The organism is Kitasatospora sp. NPDC096128 (assembly GCF_040303105.1).
Classification (GTDB): domain Bacteria; phylum Actinomycetota; class Actinomycetes; order Streptomycetales; family Streptomycetaceae; genus Kitasatospora.
In genome coordinates, this window is record NZ_JBEOSP010000056.1 from 24,370 (window position 1) to 43,323 (window position 18,954).

The following is an 18,954-nucleotide window of genomic DNA, read 5'->3' on the forward strand; positions in this document are numbered from 1 at the left end:
CGCGACGCAAGGAGACGGTGATCCGCCATGTCCGAGCCGGACAAGTTCGAAGACGATCTTCTCTACGCCCTCACCCGTACCGGTGAGGGTTTCCGCCCCGGGCAGGCCGACCAGGCCGGGCTGGTGGCGGGCGGGTACCAGCGCGGCCGCCGCCGCTGGCGCCGCCGTTCGACCGCCGCGGTGGTGGGCGGCGCCGCGGCGCTGGCCTTGGTGGGCACCGGCGCGGTGTACCTGACCGGGTCCGGCTCCCCGTCCGGCACGGGCACGGTGACGGCCGCCTCCACGGGGGCCGCGTCCGGGGCCGCGTCGGGGTCCGCCTCCGGGAGCGCGAGTGCCGCCCTGACCCCGGCTTCGACCGGGACGCCCACCCCCGAGGCGGTCAGCGGCGACGAGGTGCTGGCCGCCTTCCAGGCGCTGCTGCCCAAGGGCCAGGTCACCTCCGCCAAGGGCACCGGCACCGAGTCGACGCCGGGCATGCCCGGCGGCGCCGGTGCCACCCTGGTGTTCGACGACGGCCACGGCAAGGCCGCGATGGGCATCTCGTTCAGCCGCACGGCGTCGAACGACCCGGGTCGGACGCAGAACGCCTGCCCGGACAGGAAGACCGTCCCGTACGACGCCTGCACCAGCACCGGCCTGCCGGGCGGCGGTTCGGTGACCGTCCTCCAGGGCTACGAGTACCCCGACAGGCGGGCCACCACCAAGTGGTGGAACGCCAGGCTGATCGGCCAGGACGGCCGTCTGATCCAGCTGTCCGAGTGGAACTCCGCGGCCGAGAAGGGCTCGCCGGACAGCCGGCCGGCCCCGCCGCTGTCGCCGGAGCAGCTCACGGCGATCGTCACCGACAAGTCCTGGGACGCGGTCGTCGCCGCGATCCCGGAGCCGCGACCGGTCCCGGTCCGCGACACCTCCAAGGAGTACACCGCCCAGGAGATCCTGCGGATCGTCGCCGGGCTGCTGCCGAGCGGGCTGACCGAGACGGAGCCCGGCGGCGACGGCTCCGGCTACGCCAACTTCGTGCTCGACGACGGCAGGGGCAAGTCCATGGTGCAGCTCAACGTGCAGGACTGGAGCCGCAGCGACCGGACGAAGGAGGAGCTGTTCGGCAACGCCAGGACGCTGCCGGACGGCACCAAGGTGGCCGTCAGCAAGGGGAGCGACAAGCCGGGTGTGGGCATGTGGACCGTCGACACCCTGCACCCGGACGGCCTGCGGGTGGTGATCAGCTCGTTCAACAGCGGCACCCAGGTGAGCCCGGCGACCCGCAAGACCCCGGTGCTGACCGATGACCAGATGCAGGCGATCGCCGCGGCCCCGGTCTGGAAGCTGAAGAAGTAGGGCCTGCGGACGCGGCGGTGCCCCGGACCTCGGGGGAGGTCCGGGGCACCGCCGCGTGGGGGAGGGGTGGGGGATCGGGGGATCCGGGGAGGATCAGTCCCGCTGGTCCTCGGGGAGGCTGATCACCCAGTGGGTGTCCTGTCGGGGGCGCAGGTAGAACAGCCAGTAGAGGGTGGCGGCGGCGGTGATGCCGCCGGTCCACAGCAGGGGTTCGGCGGCCAGCTTGGTCATCACGTAGACCAGGACGACGATCAGCAGCGCCGGGAGGACGGGCCACAGCGGCATCCGCCAGGCGGCGGCGTGCTTGTGGTGGCCGCGGCGGGAGAGCAGCGAGGCGACGGCGACGAGCAGGTACATCGCGGTGACGGCGACGCCGGTGATGTTGCTGAGCAGCTCGCCCTTGACGAAGCAGAGCGCGGCGCCGGGCACGCCGACCGCGAGGGTGGCGACCCACGGGGAGCCGAAGCGGCCGAGGGTGCCGAAGGCCTTGTTGACGGGCTCGGGCCAGGCCTTGTCGCGGGCGGAGGCGAACAGCACCCGGGAGTTCTGGATGACCATGACGATGCCGGCGTTGATGATGGCCAGCGCGATGCAGAGGCTGATGAAGGTGCCGACGGCGGAGTTGCTCCAGGCGGTGACCATGCCGGGGATGTCGCCGGAGGTCAGGGTCTGCAGGTCGGGGGCGCCCATGGTGATGGCGGCGACCGGGATCAGGATGATGGCGCTGGAGAGGCCGAGGGTCCACAGCACGGTGCGGGAGACGGTGCGGCGGGGGTTCTCCAGTTCCTCGGAGAGGTAGACCGCGGTGGAGAAGCCCTGGGTGGCGAACAGCGCGATGCCGAGGGCGCCGACGATGGCGCCGATGCCGACGGGGGCGGCGGCGCCGCTGTGGGTGGAGACCAGGCCGTGCAGCAGGCTGGGGTGGGCGGCGTTGGTGTGGGCGAAGCCGAGCACCGAGACGACGCCGGCCGCGATGACCTCCAGGACCAGGAAGATGCCGGTGATCCAGGCGTTGGCGCGCAGGTCGAGCAGGCCGGCCAGGGTGGCGGCGAGCATCACGGCGGCGCCGGCGATCGGCTTGTCGACGTGCATGACGGGCGCCAGGTAGTCGGCGGTGCCGAGGGCGATGACCGAGGGGACGATCATCACCACGATCAGCGACTGGATGAAGACCAGCCAGCCCGCGAGCCGGCCGGCCAGGGTGCCGACCATCGCGTACTCGCCGCCGGCGCTGGGGATCAGGGTGCCGAGCTCGGAGTAACAGAACGCGACGGCGACGCAGAGCACGGAGCCGATGCCGATGGCCAGGGCGGTGGCGCTGCCGATGGTGGAGAACAGTCCCGGCACGATCACGAAGAGCGTCGACGCGGGGGTGACGCAGGACAGCGTGAGCAGGGTCCCGCCCACGACGCCGATCGAGCGCTTGAGCTGCTGGGGTGCGGCCGCGCCGTCCGCCGTGGCGGCTACGTTCTGTGGCGGGCGAAGCGTGTCGGTCATGTGGATTCCGATCGGCTCTGTTCGGTCCTGGGACGGGAGCGGTATCGCCTCCGCTGGCTGGTTGCTCGGGTCTTGTCCGGTCGCTCCCGGGCCGCCATGGAACCTTGGGCGTATTGATTGCGTCAACGCCGGAACTGCTTCGGAATCCGTTGCGGTGGAAGGCATAAACATGCGATCCGATGATCACTGAGGGTCATGGCATCGTTTGTCCGACTTGTTACTTTGGCTCCATCGGGCATGAATTAAAGGTGAACTGCGGGTGGAGCACCACCATTCAAAGGCGATAGCTCGGTCGTACGGTGACACGCCAGGTGCCTCTCCACCGTCCGGCAACTGCCCAGGTGGGTACGGGAACCGCAGCCCCGGCCCGGAAAGATCTAGGTAACGTTTCAGCACCTGGGACACCGAAGGGGTCGGACTCCGCTGAGTCCGACCCCTTCGTTCACCGTCCGTAGCGGACGGCCTGTTTTCCTGCCCCGGTCACTGCGCCGGCAGCCAGCCCGTCTGGACCATCTGCCCGTGGGTCACCCGGCGCGACACGTACACCCCGCGGCCCGGCGGCAGCGGCTGCGGCTTGACCGTCCCCAGCAGCGCGCCCTCGTCCCGGTTGCCGGACAGGATGACGCCCTGCCCGCCCAGCTCGCGCATCCGCTGCATCACCGGCTCGTACAGCGAACGCCCGGCGCCGCCCGCGCTGCGGGCCACGATCACCCGCAGGCCGATGTCCCGGGCGAACGGCAGGAACTCGGCCAGCGGCGCCAGCGGGTTGCCCGAGCCGGTGGCGACCAGCTCGTAGTCGTCGACGATCACGAACATGTCCTTGCCGGTGTACCAGCTGCGGTTGCGCAGCTGTTCGGCGGTCACGTCCGGGCCGGGCAGGCGGCGGGCGCAGGCCCCGCGCAGCATCTCCACGATGGACGCCATGGCCGGCTGCGCGGCCGCGTACTCCACCAGGTACTCCGACGGGACGGTGCCCAGCAGCGCGCGCCGGTAGTCGCCGACCACGATGCCCGCCTGGTCCGGCGTGTACCGCTCGGTGATCTGCTTGATCAGCATCCGCAGCATCGCGGACTTGCCGGACTCGGTGTCGCCGAACACGATGAACAGCGGGTCCGTCTCGAAGTTGACGAACACCGGGGCCAGTTCGGCCTCGTCCACGCCGAAGCACACGCCGCGCTCCGGGTGCTCGAAGCCCTTCGGCAGCGAGTTCCCGTCCAGGACGGCCGGCAGCATCCGCACCTGCGGGGCGCGCGGGCCGGTCCAGGCCCCGTCGACCGCGCCGACCAGCCCGGCCACGCCGTCCTGGAGGTCCTCCACCGAGGAGGAGCCGTCCAGTCGCGGCAGGCCGCCCAGGAAGTGCAGCCGCTCCGCGGTGATGCCGCGACCGGCCGACGGCGGGACGTTCTGCGCCACCCGGCGGTCGACCTCGGACTCCATCGAGTCGCCGAGCTTGAGCTCGATGCGGTTCTGCAGCAGGTCCTTCAGTGCGGGGCGCACCTCCGCGTACCGGGTCGCCGAGATCACCAGGTGGACGCCGTAGCCGAGGCCGCGCTGGGCGATGTCGCCGATCACCGGCTCCAGCCCCTCGAACTCCTGCTTGAAGGTGTTCCAGCCGTCGATCATCAGGAAGACGTCGCCGAAGGCCTCGTCGGGCAGCTGCCCGGCCGCCCGGCGGGCCCGGTAGGTCGCGATGGTGTCGATCCCGGTGGCCCGGAACAGCTCCTCGCGCCGGTTCAGCACCGCGTGCACCTCGGAGACCATCCGGCGGACCTTGTCCACGTCCAGCCGGCCGGCCACCCCGCCGACGTGCGGCAGCCCGAGCAGCGACTGGAAGCTGCCGGCGCCGAAGTCCAGCAGGTAGAACTGCACCTCGCGCGGGGTGTGGGTGAGGCCGAAGGCGGCCGTCATGCTGCGCAGCACGGTCGACTTGCCGGAGCGCGGGCCGCCGACGACCAGGCCGTGGCCGGCCGCCCCGGAGAAGTCGACCTCCAGGATGTCGGTCTTCTGCTCGCGCGGCTTGTCCACGATGCCGATCGGCGCCCGCAGCCGGCCGCCCGGGTAGCCCGGCGCGGTCAGCCCGCGCTCCGGGACGACCTGCAGCGGCGGCAGCAGGTGGTCCAGGCTCGGCGCCTCGTCCAGCGGCGGCAGCCACACCTGGTGGGCGGCCGGGCCCTGGCCGGACATCCGCTGGACGAAGACGTCCAGCACGGTGTCCACCAGCGCGTCGTCCTGCTCCTGGACCTGCGGTGCCTCCTCCTCCACCGGGGCCGGCGGCAGGTCCACGAAGGCCGAGGTGAACCGCACCGGCCGGGCGTTCACCCGCTGCCCGCCGGTGGACCGCTGCTGCCCGGGCGCCCGGTACGGGCCCGAGACGTACGCGGCCTTGAACCGGTCCATCACGTCCTCGCCGAACTTCAGGTAGCCGACGCCCGGGACCGGCGGCAGGTGGTACGCGTCCGGTACGCCGATCGCCGCCCGGGACTCGGCCGCCGAGAAGGTGCGCAGACCGATCCGGTACGACAGGTAGGTGTCCAGTCCGCGCAGCTTGCCCTCCTCCAGGCGCTGCGAGGCCAGCAGCAGGTGCACGCCCAGGGAGCGGCCGATCCGGCCGATCTGGATGAACATCTCGATGAAGTCGGGCTTGGCGGTGAGGAGTTCGGAGAACTCGTCGATGATCAGCACCAGCGAGGGCAGCGGGTCCAGCGCCGCGCCGGCCGCCCGGGCCCGCTCGTACTCGTGGATGTTGGCGTAGTTGCCGGAGCGGTGCAGCAGTTCCTGGCGGCGGTGCAGCTCGCCCTCGATCGCGTCGCGCATGCGGTCGACCAGGGTGAGCTCGCCCTCCAGGTTGGTGATCACCGCGGAGGTGTGCGGCATGTCGGCCATGCCCAGGAAGGTCGCGCCGCCCTTGAAGTCGGCGAGCACGAAGTTGAGCGTCTCCGAGGAGTGGGTCATCGCCAGCGCCAGCACCAGCGTGCGCAGCAGCTCCGACTTGCCGGAGCCGGTCGCGCCCACGCACAGGCCGTGCGGGCCCATGCCCTCCAGCGCGGCCTCCTTGATGTCCAGGTAGACGTGCTCGCCGCCCGCGCCGACGCCGATCGGCACCCGCATCCGCTCGTGCTGGGCGCGCGGGCGCCAGCTGCGGGCCACGTCGAAGGAGCCAGGGTCGCCCGAGTTCATCATGTCGGTGAAGTCCAGGTTGGACAGCAGCGGCTCGTCGTCCCCGCCGGCCGAGGCCCGGTACGGGGCCAACTGCCGCGCCAGCGCCTCGGACTGCCACAGCGAGAGCAGGTCCGGCTTGCCGCTGTACGTCGCCCCGGAGGCCGAACGCAGCACCAGCTCCTGCGGGTTGACCGTCACCATCAGGTGCCCGCTCGGCTCGTCCACCTCACCGGGGACGACCTCGATGACGGTCACCCCCTGCACGCCCTCCGGGCCCGCCAGCACCGAGTCGTGCGGCACCCCGGCGCCGTCCATGATCACCACCAGGTGCGGCTGGTCCGCGGCGGGCGCCGCGTCCCGGACGAAGCGCTGGCGGCCGGACAGCTCGTCCTGCAGCAGGTACTCCAGCTCGCCCAGGTCGGCGGCGCTCAGCCGGCGCGAGCCCGCGCCGTCGCTCTCCTTGCGGTGCTGGTTGTGCGGGAGCCACTTGGTCCAGTCCCACTCCTCGGCCGCGCCGGGCGCCGCGGCGACCGCGATCAGCAGGTCGTCCGGCGAGTGCAGGGTGGTCAGTTGGGCGATCATCGCGCGCACGTTCCCGTACACCGAGTCCGGGTCCCCGCACACCGTGATGTGGTAGAAGGCCCGCAGCGAGACCGCCAGCGGCAGGTCCTGGAGGGTGCCGTGCGCCTTCAGGAAGGAGTGCATCGCGGCCGCCGACAGCGGCTCCAGCTCGTCCATCGGCGCGGTCTGCGGCGCCACCAGCGGGGTGGACAGCTGCACCGGCCCGAGGCCCACCCGGATCTGCGCGAAGTCGCCGTCCGCCGTCCGCCGCTCCCACAGCCGGCGGCCGTCCTCGACGATCGACCACAGCTGGTCCGGCGCCGGGTTCAGGAACAGCAGCGCGCCGCGCTGGCTCTCCGCCGTGCGGCGCACCTGGCGGCGGGTCTGCTGGAGGTACTTGAGGTAGTCGCGCCGCTCGTCCGCCATCGCGGTCGAACCGCCCCGGCGGGCCCGCATGATCTGGGCCAGCACCATGCCGACCGTCGAGACGATCATCAGACCGCCCATGATCTTCATCGGGGCGGCCGCACCCGGCGAGAAGAAGAACACCGCCGAACCGCCCATGCCGAGCATCGGCAGGATGCTCATCAGCCAGTCCTCGCCGCCCTGCCGGGGCAGCTCGGGCGGACTGACCAGCTCCACCGGCTCCTCCGGCACCGTCGGCGGGTAGGCCCTGGCCGGTCGCTTGACCATGATCACACCCATGCGTCACCCACCCCGCGGCGTCGATCGATCACTTCGGCATCAGCCCTCACGCGACTGCGCTCGGCCCGGTACGGGGTTCCCGTGACTGAGGACGCCCCACACAGCGCAGCCCCCGTACCACCTCGCGCAGGCGCCGATCCTAACGGTCGCCCCCGCGACGGCGGGGCCGCACCCCGCCGCGGCACCGGGCACGAACCGAGCGGGTAGGGTAACGCCGCGCCAACTCGCGGCCCGGCCGGGCCCGTTCCACAGCCACACCGCGCGCCACCGTGCCGCGGCACCGTCCACCCAGGGGGAGCGTCAAGTGCGTCGAAGGATCGAGGTGCCGTCGTGAGCGCCACAGCGGCCACCGGCTACTGCCGGGTCACCGTCGTCGCCCCGGACCGCCGGATCGACGTCGCCCTGCCCGAGGACGTCGCCCTCGCCGACGTCTACCCCGAGGTGCTGCGGCTGGCCAACCAGAGCCAGCCCGACGGCACCCCCACCGGCTTCCACCTGGTCCGCCGCGACGGCACCGTGCTCGACAGCAGCCTGTCGCTGGCCGCCCAGCACGTTCGCGACGGCGACCTGCTGGCGCTGCGCCCCTTCGCCGAGTCCCTGCCGCCGGCCGTCTACGACGACGTCGCCGACGCCATCGCCAGCGCCGTCGAGGCCGACCGCCGGTTCTGGACCGTCGACCTCATGCGCGGCTTCGGCCTGATCGGCGCCGGGGTGCTGCTCACCCTGCTCGGCTTCGCGCTCTGGTTCTCCGACCTGCGCCACGACATGCACAGCCTGCCCGGCGTGCTGGCCGGCGTCGCCGCCGTGGTGCTCACCGCGCTCGCCGGGGTGCGCGCCCGGGTCTACCAGGACGCCCACGCCGCCGTCGCGCTCGGCCTCGGCGCCCTGCCGCACGCCATGATCGCCGGCAGCGGACTGATCGCCGTCGCCCACCCGTGGGACGGCCCCGGCCGGCTCCAGTTCCTCACCGGCTGCGTCACCGTCCTGGTGATCGCCGTGCTGCTCGCCGGACTGCTGCCGGAGAAGGACGCGGTGTTCGTCGCCGCCGCCTTCGTCGCCACCGCCGGCGCGCTCGCCACCTTCGCCGCCGTGCTGATGCCCGGCACCCCGGCCGGCAACATCGCCGCCGTCACCGGCGTCGCCGCCGTCGCCGCGATCGGCTTCCTGCCCAGCCTCTCCGCCCGCTTCGCCCGGCTGCCGGTCGGCTTCAGCGCCCCCGGCCAGACCCGTACCCGCAGCCGCGACTACGACGAGGAGGCCGAGCGCGCCGAGGCCGTCCAGTACGAGCGGATCGCCCACCAGGCCCGCCGCGGCCACGAGGTGCTGGTCGGCCTGGTCGGCGGCTGCGCCGCGGTGGTGGTCGGCGCCTGCGCCGTCCTCTCCTTCACCGACCGGACCTTCCCGGAGCTGCTCGCGCTCGCCCTGGGCATCGCCACCATGCTGCGCGCCCGGCTGTTCCGCTACACCGCGCAGGTCCTCAGCCTCACCGTCGCCGGCCTGCTCGGCCTGTGCCTGCTGATCGTCGGGCTGTCCCTGCACACCCCGCAGTTCATCCTGCGCGCGGCCGGCTCCAGCACCGAGCTCGACCTGCGCACCATCTGGCTGACCGCCTCCATCGCCTTCGGGGCCGCGCTGCTCACCGCGATCGCCCTGGTGGTGCCCCGGCTCGGCGTCTCCCCGTTCTGGGGCCGCATCCTGGACCTGGTGGACAGCCTCACGCTGATCTCGCTGGTCCCGCTGGCGCTCGCCGTGCTCAACGTCTACCGGCTGGTCCGCGGCGCCACCGGCTGACCGCCGCCACCCGCCCGTCGCCGCCCCACCCGCCCGCCGACCGGCCGGGTGGGCAGCACTGGTACCCTTGGCCTTCGAGCGCAGCCGTGTGTCCACCCCCTCGTGGGCCGTCGACCGCGGACGGCGCTCACGACACCGAGTTCGCGCAGAGTCCTGTGCTGTCGACCAGGACCGCTCGGTAGACCTTGAAGGAGTTGCAGTGGCTCTCGCCTCTGACGTCAAGAAGCAGATTTTCGCCGAGTTCGGCCAGAAGGAGGGCGACACCGGTTCCCCCGAGGTCCAGGTGGCCATGCTCTCCCGTCGTATCTCGGACCTGACCGAGCACCTCAAGTTCCACAAGCACGACCACCACTCGCGTCGTGGCCTGCTGATCCTGGTCGGCCAGCGTCGCCGCCTCCTGCAGTACCTGGCCAAGAAGGACATCGAGCGCTTCCGTACGCTCGTCGACCGCCTGGGCATCCGTCGCGGTGCCGCCGGCGGCGCCCGCTAAGACCGCCGCATGGGGCGGCTCCCCACACCGGGGAGCCGCCCCTCGCGCGTATGCCGCGGCGGTTCGACCGCGGCACCCTGACATAACAACTCGCGCGCACCTCCCCAGGTGGCCGAGGATTGCACCGTAGGGTTGTGGGCATGCCGGGTGATGGCGCCGAGCGCGCCACCCGGGCAGCAGGCCCGAACCCCCGCGGGACGAAGGCTTCAAACGGAAGCCGCCCGCATCCGAGAGAGCGTCCAGACGCGGACCGCCCGTCCCGGCCCGGCAGCCGTGAGGCGCCGGTCCTCGGTAGTGGCCCCCGGAACCCCCGCAGCCGAGCGGGGCACCCCGGAGGCTTCGATCGAAGACCGGCCCGACTGTCGCCCTCCCTGGCAGGAGGGCCCCAGGGCCACCCCCCAGGCAGTGCGCGGGGACGCTCTCCCGGAGAACGTACGAAAGAGGAGATCTTCCAGGTGGAAGAGAACGTGTTCTACGCCGAGGCCGTCATCGACAACGGTTCCTTCGGCACCCGTACCATCCGCTTCGAGACCGGCCGTCTGGCCCGTCAGGCCGCCGGCTCCGCCGTGGCCTACCTGGACGACGACACCATGGTGCTGTCGGCCACCAGCGCGTCCAAGCAGCCGAAGGAGCACTTCGACTTCTTCCCGCTGACCGTGGACGTCGAGGAGCGGATGTACGCCGCCGGGCGCATCCCCGGTTCGTTCTTCCGTCGTGAGGGCCGGCCCTCCGAGGACGCGATCCTCACCTGCCGCCTGATCGACCGCCCGCTGCGCCCGTCCTTCGTCAAGGGCCTGCGCAACGAGGTCCAGGTCGTCTGCACGATCATGGCGCTCAACCCCGACCACCTGTACGACGTGGTCGCGATCAACGCCGCCTCCGCCTCCACCCAGCTGGCGGGCCTGCCGTTCTCCGGCCCGATCGGCGGCGTCCGCGTCGCGCTGATCAAGGGCCAGTGGGTCGCCTTCCCGACCCACAGCGAGCTGGAGTCGGCCGTCTTCGACATGGTCGTCGCCGGTCGCGTCCTGCCGGACGGCGACGTCGCGATCATGATGGTCGAGGCCGAGGCCACCGACAAGACCATCAAGCTGGTCGAGGGCGGCGCCGAGGCGCCGACCGAGGAGGTCGTGGCCTCCGGCCTCGACGCCGCCAAGCCGTTCATCAAGGTGCTGTGCGCCGCGCAGGCGCAGCTGGCCGCCCAGGCCGCCAAGCCGACCGCCGAGTTCCCGGTCTTCCTGGACTACCAGGACGACGTCCTGGCCGCGCTGACCGCCGCCGTCAAGGACGAGCTGGCCAAGGCCCTCACCATCCCGGGCAAGCAGGAGCGCAACGCCGAGCTGGACCGCGTCAAGGCGGTCGCCGCCGAGAAGCTGCTCCCCGAGTTCGAGGGTCGCGAGAAGGAGATCAGCGCCGCCTACAACGCGCTGACCAAGAAGATCGTCCGCGAGCGCGTCATCAAGGACAAGGTCCGCATCGACGGCCGCGGTGTCACCGACATCCGCACCCTGGCCGCCGAGGTCGAGGCCATCCCGCGCGTCCACGGCTCGGCCCTGTTCGAGCGCGGCGAGACCCAGATCCTGGGCGTCACCACGCTGAACATGCTCCGCATGGAGCAGCAGCTCGACACGCTCTCCCCGGAGACGCGTCGCCGCTACATGCACAACTACAACTTCCCGCCGTACTCGGTCGGCGAGACCGGCCGCGTGGGCTCGCCCAAGCGCCGCGAGATCGGCCACGGCGCCCTGGCCGAGCGCGCCATCCTCCCGGTCCTGCCGACCCGCGAGGAGTTCCCCTACGCGATCCGCCAGGTCTCCGAGGCGCTGAGCTCCAACGGCTCCACCTCGATGGGCTCGGTCTGCGCCTCGACCATGTCGCTGCTGAACGCCGGTGTGCCGCTGAAGGCCGCCGTCGCCGGTATCGCCATGGGCCTGATCTCCCAGGAGATCGACGGCGAGACCCACTACGTCGCGCTGACCGACATCCTCGGTGCCGAGGACGCGTACGGCGACATGGACTTCAAGGTCGCCGGTACCCGCAACTTCATCACCGCGCTGCAGCTCGACACCAAGCTGAACGGCATCCCGGCCTCCGTGCTGGCCGCCGCGCTGAAGCAGGCCAAGGACGCGCGTCTGCACATCCTGGACGTGATGAACGAGGCGATCGACACTCCGGACGAGATGTCGCAGTACGCCCCGCGCATCATCACCATCAAGATCCCGGTGGACAAGATCGGTGAGGTCATCGGCCCCAAGGGCAAGATGATCAACCAGATCCAGGAGGACACCGGCGCCGAGATCACGATCGAGGACGACGGCACCATCTACATCGGTGCCTCCGACGGCCCGGCCGCCGAGGCCGCCCGCACCACGATCAACCAGATCGCCAACCCGACCATGCCGGAGGTCGGCGAGCGCTACCTGGGCACCGTGGTCAAGACCACGACGTTCGGCGCGTTCGTGTCGCTCATGCCGGGCAAGGACGGCCTGCTGCACATCTCGCAGATCCGCAAGCTGGCCGGCGGCAAGCGCGTCGAGAACGTCGAGGACGTCCTCGGCGTCGGCGCCAAGGTGCAGGTCGAGATCGCCGAGATCGACCCGCGCGGCAAGCTCTCCCTGATCCCGGTCGTCGAGGGCGAGGAAGCCGGCGAGGCCGCTTCCGAGTGAAGCGCCGCTAGCTGACCCTTGCGGCCCGTACGCCTCCCGGCGTGCGGGCCGCACCCTGTTGTCCACGCTTTCGTCCGTACGTGCCATTCCACGTGCGTTTCCTCTGGAGGTACCCACCGTGGCCCAGGCCCCGGCGGTAAAGCAGCGTCCCGGCTCGACCCGGACCCTGCTCAAGGGCGTCGACGGCGCCGGCACGGTGCGCCGCTCCGTCCTGCCCGGCGGCCTGCGGGTCGTCACCGAGACCCTGCCGACGGTGCGCTCCGCGACCTTCGGCATCTGGGTCGGCGTCGGCTCGCGGGACGAGACCCCGCAGCTCAACGGCGCGACCCACTACCTGGAGCACCTGCTCTTCAAGGGCACCGAGCGGCGCAGCGCGCTGGACATCTCGGCGGCCCTGGACGCGGTCGGCGGCGAGATGAACGCCTTCACCGCGAAGGAGAACACCTGCTACTACGCCCGGGTCCTGGACACCGACCTGCCGCTGGCCATCGACGTGGTCTGCGACATGCTCACCGGCTCGCTGATCCGCCCCGAGGACGTCGACGCCGAACGCGGCGTCATCCTCGAGGAGATGGCGATGGCCGAGGACGACCCGGGCGACGTCGTCCACGACCTGTTCGCCAAGGTGATCTACGGCAGCGGCCCGCTCGGCCGCCCGATCCTCGGCACCCAGGAGACCATCAAGTCCCTCACCCGGGACCAGATCGCGGGCTTCTACCACCGCCGCTACCGCCCGGAGAACCTGGTCGTCGCCGCGGCCGGCAACCTCGACCACCGCAAGGTCGTCAAGCAGGTCCAGGAGGCCTTCGCGCCGGTCCTGGCCCGCTCCACCGCGGTGCCCGCCGAGGCCCGCCGCGGCGTCAAGGCGCTGCGCACGGCCGGCAGGGTCGAGGTGCTCAACCGCTCAACCGAGCAGGCCCACCTGGTGCTGGGCGTGCCCGGCGTGCCCCGGCACGACGAGCGCCGCTGGGCGATGGGCGTGCTCAACGCGGCCCTGGGCGGCGGGATGAGCTCCCGGTTGTTCCAGGAGGTCCGGGAGAAGCGCGGCCTGGCGTACTCCGTCTACTCGTACTCCTCCTCCTACGCGGACAGCGGCCTGTTCGGCATCTACGCCGGCTGCCAGCCCAAGCGGGTCGAGGAGGTGCTGCGGATCTGCCGCGAGGAGCTGGCCAAGGTGGTCGCCGACGGCATCACCGAGGAGGAGCTGCAGCGCGCGATCGGCCAGATCTCCGGATCCACCGTGCTCGGCATGGAGGACACCGGCTCGCTGATGAACCGGATCGGCAAGGCCGAACTCAGCTACGGCCACCACCTGTCGGTGGACGACATGCTGGAGCGGATCGCCGCGGTGACCCTGGAGGACGTCCACGCGGTCGCCCGTGATGTGCTGGGCGCGTACCGGCCGTCGCTGGCGCTGATCGGTCCGGTCAACGACAAGCGGGCCGCCAAGCTCGCCGATCTGCTGGTCTGAGACTGGCTGGTGTGAGAGGAACTTCGCTATGACGCTGCGTGTCGCCGTGATCGGCGCCAAGGGACGGATCGGCTCCGAGGCCGTCAAGGCCGTCGAGGCCGCGCCGGACATGGAGCTGGTGGCCGCCCTCGGCCGCGGCTCGAAGCTGGAGGAGCTGACCGCGGCCAGGGCCCAGGTCGTCGTCGAACTGACCCACCCGGACTCGGTGTTGGGCAACCTCGACTACTGCCTGCACCACGGCATCCACGTGGTCACCGGCACCACCGGCTGGACCGACGACCGACTGGCCACCGTCGAGGGCTGGTTGGCGCAGGCCCCCGATCTCGGCCTGCTGATCGCGCCCAACTTCTCCATCGGCGCGATCCTCGGCATGAAGTTCTCCCAGATCGCCGCCCGCTACTTCGAGTCGGTCGAGGTGGTCGAACTGCACCACGACCGCAAGGCCGACGCCCCCAGCGGCACCGCCACCCGCACCGCCCAGCTGATCGCGGCGGCCCGCGCCGAGGCCGGCCGTCCGAAGCAGCAGGACCCGACCACCCACAGCCTGCCCGGCGCGCGCGGCGCCGACGTGGACGGGGTGCCGGTACATGCCGTACGGCTGCGCGGGCTGCTCGCCCACCAGCAGGTGATGTTCGGCGACACGGGCGAGACGCTCACCATCCGGCACGACTCGCTGCACCACAGCAGCTTCATGCCGGGCATCCTGCTGGGCGTGCGCAAGGTCGTCGAGACGCCGGGGCTGACCTTCGGCCTCGAACACTTCCTGGACCTGTGACTGTGTCGAATTCCAGGAGCGCGACATGACCTCCCGTACCGGTTTCTTCGTCCTGTCCGGCGTGCTGCTGCTGGTCGCCCTCCTCTGCGTGGGGGAGGGCGTCCAACTGGTCGCCACCGGAAAGCCGCTCGGCATCGGCATCGGCCTCTGCGCCTTCGTGATCCCGCTGATCGGCGTCTGGTTCCTGCGCCAGACCGTCCGCTTCGGCCGGGCCAGCGAGCAGCTCGCCCGTGAGCTGGAGGCCGAGGGCGGCCTGCCGGTGGACGAGCTCAAGCGCACCGGCGGCGGACGGATCGACCGGGCCTCGGCCGACGCGGTGTTCAGCCGCCGCCAGGCCGAGGCGGAGGCCGAGCCGGGCGACTGGCGGGTCTGGTTCCGCCTCGCCGTGGCCTACGCCGACGCCGGCGACACCCCGCGCGCCCGCAAGACCATGCAGCACGCCATCAAGCTGCACAGCACCGAACCCGCAAGGAGTAACGCGTGAGCGACGAACCGACGGCCCCCAGCTTCCGCAGCGACGTGACGGTGGAGCTGGTCCGCAGCGCCGCCGCCGACTCGGACGTGATCTGGTCGGCCCGGGTGTCGACCGCGGGGGAGCAGTCCCTGGAGGCGCTCCAGGAGGACCCGGAGAAGTCCAAGGGCCTGATCAACTTCCTGATGCGCGACCGGCACGGTACGCCGTTCGAGCACAACTCGATGACCTTCTTCATCAGCGCGCCGATCTTCGTGTTCCGCGAGTTCCACCGGCACCGCAGCGGCTGGTCCTACAACGAGGAGTCCGGCCGCTACCGCGAGCTGGAGCCGGTCTTCTACGTGCCGGGCGCCGACCGCAAGCTGGTCCAGCAGGGCCGCCCGGGCAAGTACGAGTTCCACGAGGGCACCGCGGAGCAGCACGAGACCACCACCGGGGCGATGGAGGCCGCGTACCGCGAGTCCTACGCCCGCTACCAGGAGATGCTGGCGGCCGGCGTGGCCCGCGAGGTGGCCCGGGCGGTGCTGCCGGTCGGCCTGTTCTCCTCGATGTACGCGACCTGCAACGCGCGCTCGCTGATGCACTTCCTCTCGCTGCGCACCCGGCGGGAGAACTCGGCGGTGCCGTCGTTCCCGCAGCGCGAGATCGAGATGGTCGCGGAGCAGATGGAGGAGCAGTGGGCGCGGCTCATGCCGCTCACCCATGCGGCCTTCGAGAAGCACGGCCGGGTCGCCCCCTGACCTGGGACGACAGGCATATGGGCAGTGTGTCGGGCATGTCTGGATTGCGGCTTTTCTAGCCGCTCCCTACATTCGTGACCACGGATCCCGGTGCCGCCCGAACCCCCGAGCGGGCAGCACCGGGATCCCACTTCCCCGCCCTGGCCTGCACACCTGTCCGAACCCTGGACCGGCATGGGTACCGCCCCACCGCCTACGAGTAGCTTTGGACCATGGCTCCGACCTCCACCCCCCAGACGCCGTTCGGCCGGGTGCTGACCGCGATGGTCACCCCGTTCACCGCCGACGGCGCGCTCGACCTCGACGGCGCCCAGCGCCTCGCCACGCACCTCGTCGACTCCGGGAACGACGGCCTCGTCGTCAACGGCACCACCGGTGAGTCCCCGACCACCAGCGACGCCGAGAAGGCCCAGCTCGTCCGCGCCGTGGTGGAGGCGGTCGGGGACCGTGCCCACGTGGTGGCCGGGGTCGGCACCAACGACACCCACCACAGCGTCGAACTGGCCCGCCAGGCGGAGGCGGCCGGGGCGCACGGCCTGCTGGTCGTCACCCCGTACTACAACAAGCCCCCGCAGGAGGGCCTGTACCGGCACTTCACGCAGGTCGCCGACGCCACCGGCCTGCCGGTCATGGCCTACGACATCCCGGGCCGCAGTGGGGTCGCGCTGAGCCACGAGACCCTGGTCCGCCTCGGCGAGCACCCGCGGATCGTCGCCAACAAGGACGCCAAGGGCGACCTCGGCGCGGCGGCCTGGGCGATCGCCCGCTCCGACCTCGCCTGGTACTCCGGCGACGACATCCTCAACCTGCCGCTGCTGTCCGTAGGGGCCGTCGGCGTGGTCAGCGTCGTCGGGCACGTGGTGGCCGGTGAGCTGAAGGCGATGATCGAGGCCTTCCTGGCCGGCGATGTGGCCAAGGCCACCGCCGTCCACCAGAGCCTGCTGCCGGTGTTCACCGGTATGTTCCGCACCCAGGGCGTGATCCTCACCAAGGCCGCGCTGGACCTCCAGGGCCTGCCGGCCGGGCCGCTGCGGCTGCCCCTGGTCGGGGCGACGCCCGAGGAGATCGACCGATTGAAGCAGGATCTCGCCTCCGGCGGGGTACACCTGTAGCAGACACAGACGTGCGCGCCCCCGGCTCGCCGGACCCGACCGGGTCCGCCGCTGGACCGGACCGAAGGCGCGAGAGCACAGACCCAGTAGGAAAACGACACTGAGTACACACGCCATATGTCTCCAGGGGGAGGACCCCAGGCATATGGCGTGCGTCGTGAGGAGAGTCTTTTGAGCCACCCGCACCCCGAACTCGGCGCACCCCCGGCCCTGAAGGAGGGCGCCCTCCGCATCACCCCGCTCGGCGGCCTCGGCGAGATCGGCCGCAACATGACGGTCCTCGAGTACGGCGACCGCATCCTGATCATCGACTGCGGCGTCCTCTTCCCCGAGGACGAGCAGCCCGGCGTGGACCTGATCCTCCCGGACTTCAGCTACATCCGGGACCGCCTCGACAAGGTCGACGGCATCGTCCTCACCCACGGGCACGAGGACCACATCGGCGCCGTCCCCTTCCTCCTACGGGAGAACCCGGACATCCCGCTGATCGGCTCCAAGCTGACCCTCGCCCTGATCGAGGCCAAGCTCGCCGAGCACCGCATCCGGCCGTACGTCCTGGAGGTGAAGGAGGGCGAGCGCGAGCGCATCGGCCCCTTCGACTGCGAGTTCATCGCGGTCAACCACTCCATCCCGGACGCCCTCGCCGTGGCCGTCCGCACCCCCGCCGGCATGGTCGTGGCCACCGGTGACTTCAAGATGGACCAGCTGCCGCTGGACGGCCGCCTCACCGACCTGCCGACCTTCGCCAAGCTGGCCGAGGAGGGCATGGACCTGCTGCTGGTGGACTCCACCAACGCCGAGGTCCCCGGCTTCATCCCGCACGAGCGGGACATCTCGGCGGCGCTGCGCAACGTCTTCGCGAACGCCGACAAGCGCATCATCGTCGCCTCCTTCGCCAGCCACGTGCACCGCATCCAGCAGGTGCTGGACGCCGCGCACGAGTACAAGCGCAAGGTCGCCTTCGTCGGCCGCTCGATGGTCCGCAACATGGGCATCGCCCGTGACCTCGGGTACCTGAAGGTCCCCGGCAACATGGTCGTCGACGTCAAGCAGCTCGACGACCTGCCGGACAAGGAGGTCGTGCTCATCTGCACCGGCTCGCAGGGCGAGCCGATGGCGGCGCTGTCCCGGATGGCCAACCGCGACCACCAGATCCGCATCGTCGAGGGCGACACCGTCGTCCTGGCGTCCTCGCTCATCCCGGGCAACGAGAACGCCGTCTACCGCGTGATCAACGGCCTGACCCGCTGGGGCGCCAAGGTCGTGCACAAGGGCAACGCCAAGGTGCACGTCTCCGGCCACGCCTCGGCCGGCGAGCTGCTGTACTTCTTCAACATCTGCAAGCCGCGCAACCTGATGCCGGTCCACGGCGAGTGGCGCCACCTGCGGGCCGCCGCCGAACTGGGCGTCGCCACCGGCGTGCCGCGCAACCGCGTGGTCATCGCCGAGGACGGCGTCTGCGTCGACCTGGAGAAGGGCGTCGCCCGGATCGTCGGCAAGGTGCGGGCCGGCTACGTCTACGTGGACGGCGCCTCGGTCGGCGACATCACCGAGGCCTCGCTCAAGGACCGCAAGATCCTGGGCGAGGAGGGCTTCATCTCGGTCTTCGTCGCGGTCGACTCGACCAACGGCAAGATGGTCGGTGCCCCGACCATCCAGGCCCGCGGCTCCGGTATCGACGACAACGCCTTCGTGCCGGTCGTCGCCAAGCTCCAGGAAGCCCTGGACCGCTCGGCGAGCGACGGCGTGCTGGAGCCCCGCCAGGTGCAGCAGCTCGTCCGTCGGACCATCGGCAAGTGGGTCGCGGACAACTACCGCCGCCGGCCGATGATCCTGCCGGTCGTCGTCGAGGTCTGAGCCCCGCTCCAGGGCCTCGCCCGGCCCTGCTGAGGCTGGTTTGACGTGGGGCGACCCGGTGCGTAATGTTCTCCGGGTTGCCCCACGGGACGAGCCCCAAGGAAGTCCTCGAATGCGAAAGCAAATTCGAGAACGGCCGGGAAAACGGACCGAGAGACTCTGATAGAGTCCGGGAGCGCCGAAAGGCAAAAGCCGAATCGGATGAATGAAACTCCGGAAAACGGAGCAGAAAACATCTGATAAGCTTGAAACACGAAAGAACGAAGCGCCCGGAGGGCCCGCTGGAAGGCGGTCCGAAGGAAGCGTCCGTTCCTTGAGAACTC

Annotated in this window: 12 protein-coding genes; 10 read left to right on the forward strand and 2 right to left on the reverse strand. The window is 71.1% G+C overall.

What is annotated here, in order from left to right; all coding sequences use genetic code 11:
- The first annotated feature begins 27 nt into the window (after positions 1-27).
- Complete coding sequence (locus ABTY61_RS37085; RefSeq protein WP_350509595.1) at positions 28-1,338, forward strand: hypothetical protein; 1,311 nt, start codon at positions 28-30, stop codon at positions 1,336-1,338.
- 93 nt (positions 1,339-1,431) lie between these two features.
- Here ABTY61_RS37085 and ABTY61_RS37090 read toward each other — a convergent pair whose 3' ends face one another.
- Together ABTY61_RS37090 and eccCa are read right to left on the reverse strand one after the other, a co-directional pair.
- On the reverse strand, positions 1,432-2,835 hold the full coding sequence (locus tag ABTY61_RS37090; RefSeq protein ID WP_350509596.1) for an APC family permease: 1,404 nt from the start codon (positions 2,833-2,835) through the stop codon (positions 1,432-1,434).
- A 480-nt stretch (positions 2,836-3,315) separates the two neighbouring features.
- Entirely contained in the window at positions 3,316-7,260 is a 3,945-nt protein-coding gene (gene eccCa / locus ABTY61_RS37095) for a type VII secretion protein EccCa (protein ID WP_350509597.1), read from the reverse strand.
- A gap of 330 nt (positions 7,261-7,590) precedes the next feature.
- Here eccCa and eccD point away from each other — a divergent pair, with 330 nt between their 5' ends.
- The 9 genes from eccD to ABTY61_RS37140 all read left to right on the forward strand — a co-directional run bounded on the left by eccD (position 7,591) and on the right by ABTY61_RS37140 (position 18,631).
- Entirely contained in the window at positions 7,591-9,051 is a 1,461-nt protein-coding gene (gene eccD / locus ABTY61_RS37100; RefSeq protein ID WP_350509598.1) for a type VII secretion integral membrane protein EccD, read from the forward strand.
- Positions 9,052-9,250: 199 nt separating this feature from the next.
- Entirely contained in the window at positions 9,251-9,541 is a 291-nt protein-coding gene (gene rpsO / locus ABTY61_RS37105) for a 30S ribosomal protein S15 (RefSeq protein WP_188302791.1), read from the forward strand.
- Between the two features lie 455 nt (positions 9,542-9,996).
- Positions 9,997-12,204 carry a polyribonucleotide nucleotidyltransferase gene (locus ABTY61_RS37110; RefSeq protein ID WP_350509599.1) on the forward strand — a complete coding sequence of 736 codons (2,208 nt, stop codon included), beginning with the start codon at positions 9,997-9,999 and terminating at the stop codon, positions 12,202-12,204.
- Positions 12,205-12,322: 118 nt separating this feature from the next.
- The gene (locus ABTY61_RS37115; RefSeq protein ID WP_350509600.1) at positions 12,323-13,675 is read left to right on the forward strand and encodes a M16 family metallopeptidase; all 1,353 of its coding nucleotides are present in this window, start codon (positions 12,323-12,325) and stop codon (positions 13,673-13,675) included.
- A 28-nt stretch (positions 13,676-13,703) separates the two neighbouring features.
- Complete coding sequence (gene dapB, locus ABTY61_RS37120; protein WP_350509601.1) at positions 13,704-14,450, forward strand: 4-hydroxy-tetrahydrodipicolinate reductase; 747 nt, start codon at positions 13,704-13,706, stop codon at positions 14,448-14,450.
- Positions 14,451-14,475: 25 nt separating this feature from the next.
- Positions 14,476-14,934 (forward strand): tetratricopeptide repeat protein, encoded by a 459-nt coding sequence (locus ABTY61_RS37125; RefSeq protein WP_350509602.1) that lies wholly within the window; start codon positions 14,476-14,478, stop codon positions 14,932-14,934.
- Positions 14,931-15,662, forward strand: a complete 732-nt coding sequence (thyX, locus tag ABTY61_RS37130) for an FAD-dependent thymidylate synthase (protein WP_350509603.1) — start codon at positions 14,931-14,933, stop codon at positions 15,660-15,662. Before ABTY61_RS37125 ends, thyX begins: the two co-directional genes overlap by 4 nt.
- A 212-nt stretch (positions 15,663-15,874) precedes the next feature.
- Positions 15,875-16,774: a 4-hydroxy-tetrahydrodipicolinate synthase gene (gene dapA, locus ABTY61_RS37135; protein WP_350509604.1), complete on the forward strand. Its 900-nt coding sequence runs from the start codon at positions 15,875-15,877 to the stop codon at positions 16,772-16,774.
- A gap of 171 nt (positions 16,775-16,945) precedes the next feature.
- The gene (locus ABTY61_RS37140; RefSeq protein ID WP_350509605.1) at positions 16,946-18,631 is read left to right on the forward strand and encodes a ribonuclease J; all 1,686 of its coding nucleotides are present in this window, start codon (positions 16,946-16,948) and stop codon (positions 18,629-18,631) included.
- The last annotated feature ends 323 nt before the right edge of the window (positions 18,632-18,954 follow it).

Bases quoted from the DNA above. Each gene is read 5' to 3' on its own strand.
- ABTY61_RS37085 (WP_350509595.1), top strand. From the start codon at position 28: ATGTCCGAGCCGGACAAGTTCGAAGACGATCTTCTCTACGCCCTCACC.
- ABTY61_RS37090 (WP_350509596.1), bottom strand. From the start codon at position 2,835: ATGACCGACACGCTTCGCCCGCCACAGAACGTAGCCGCCACGGCGGAC.
- eccCa (WP_350509597.1), bottom strand. From the start codon at position 7,260: ATGGGTGTGATCATGGTCAAGCGACCGGCCAGGGCCTACCCGCCGACG.
- dapB (WP_350509601.1), top strand. From the start codon at position 13,704: ATGACGCTGCGTGTCGCCGTGATCGGCGCCAAGGGACGGATCGGCTCC.
- ABTY61_RS37125 (WP_350509602.1), top strand. From the start codon at position 14,476: ATGACCTCCCGTACCGGTTTCTTCGTCCTGTCCGGCGTGCTGCTGCTG.
- dapA (WP_350509604.1), top strand. From the start codon at position 15,875: ATGGCTCCGACCTCCACCCCCCAGACGCCGTTCGGCCGGGTGCTGACC.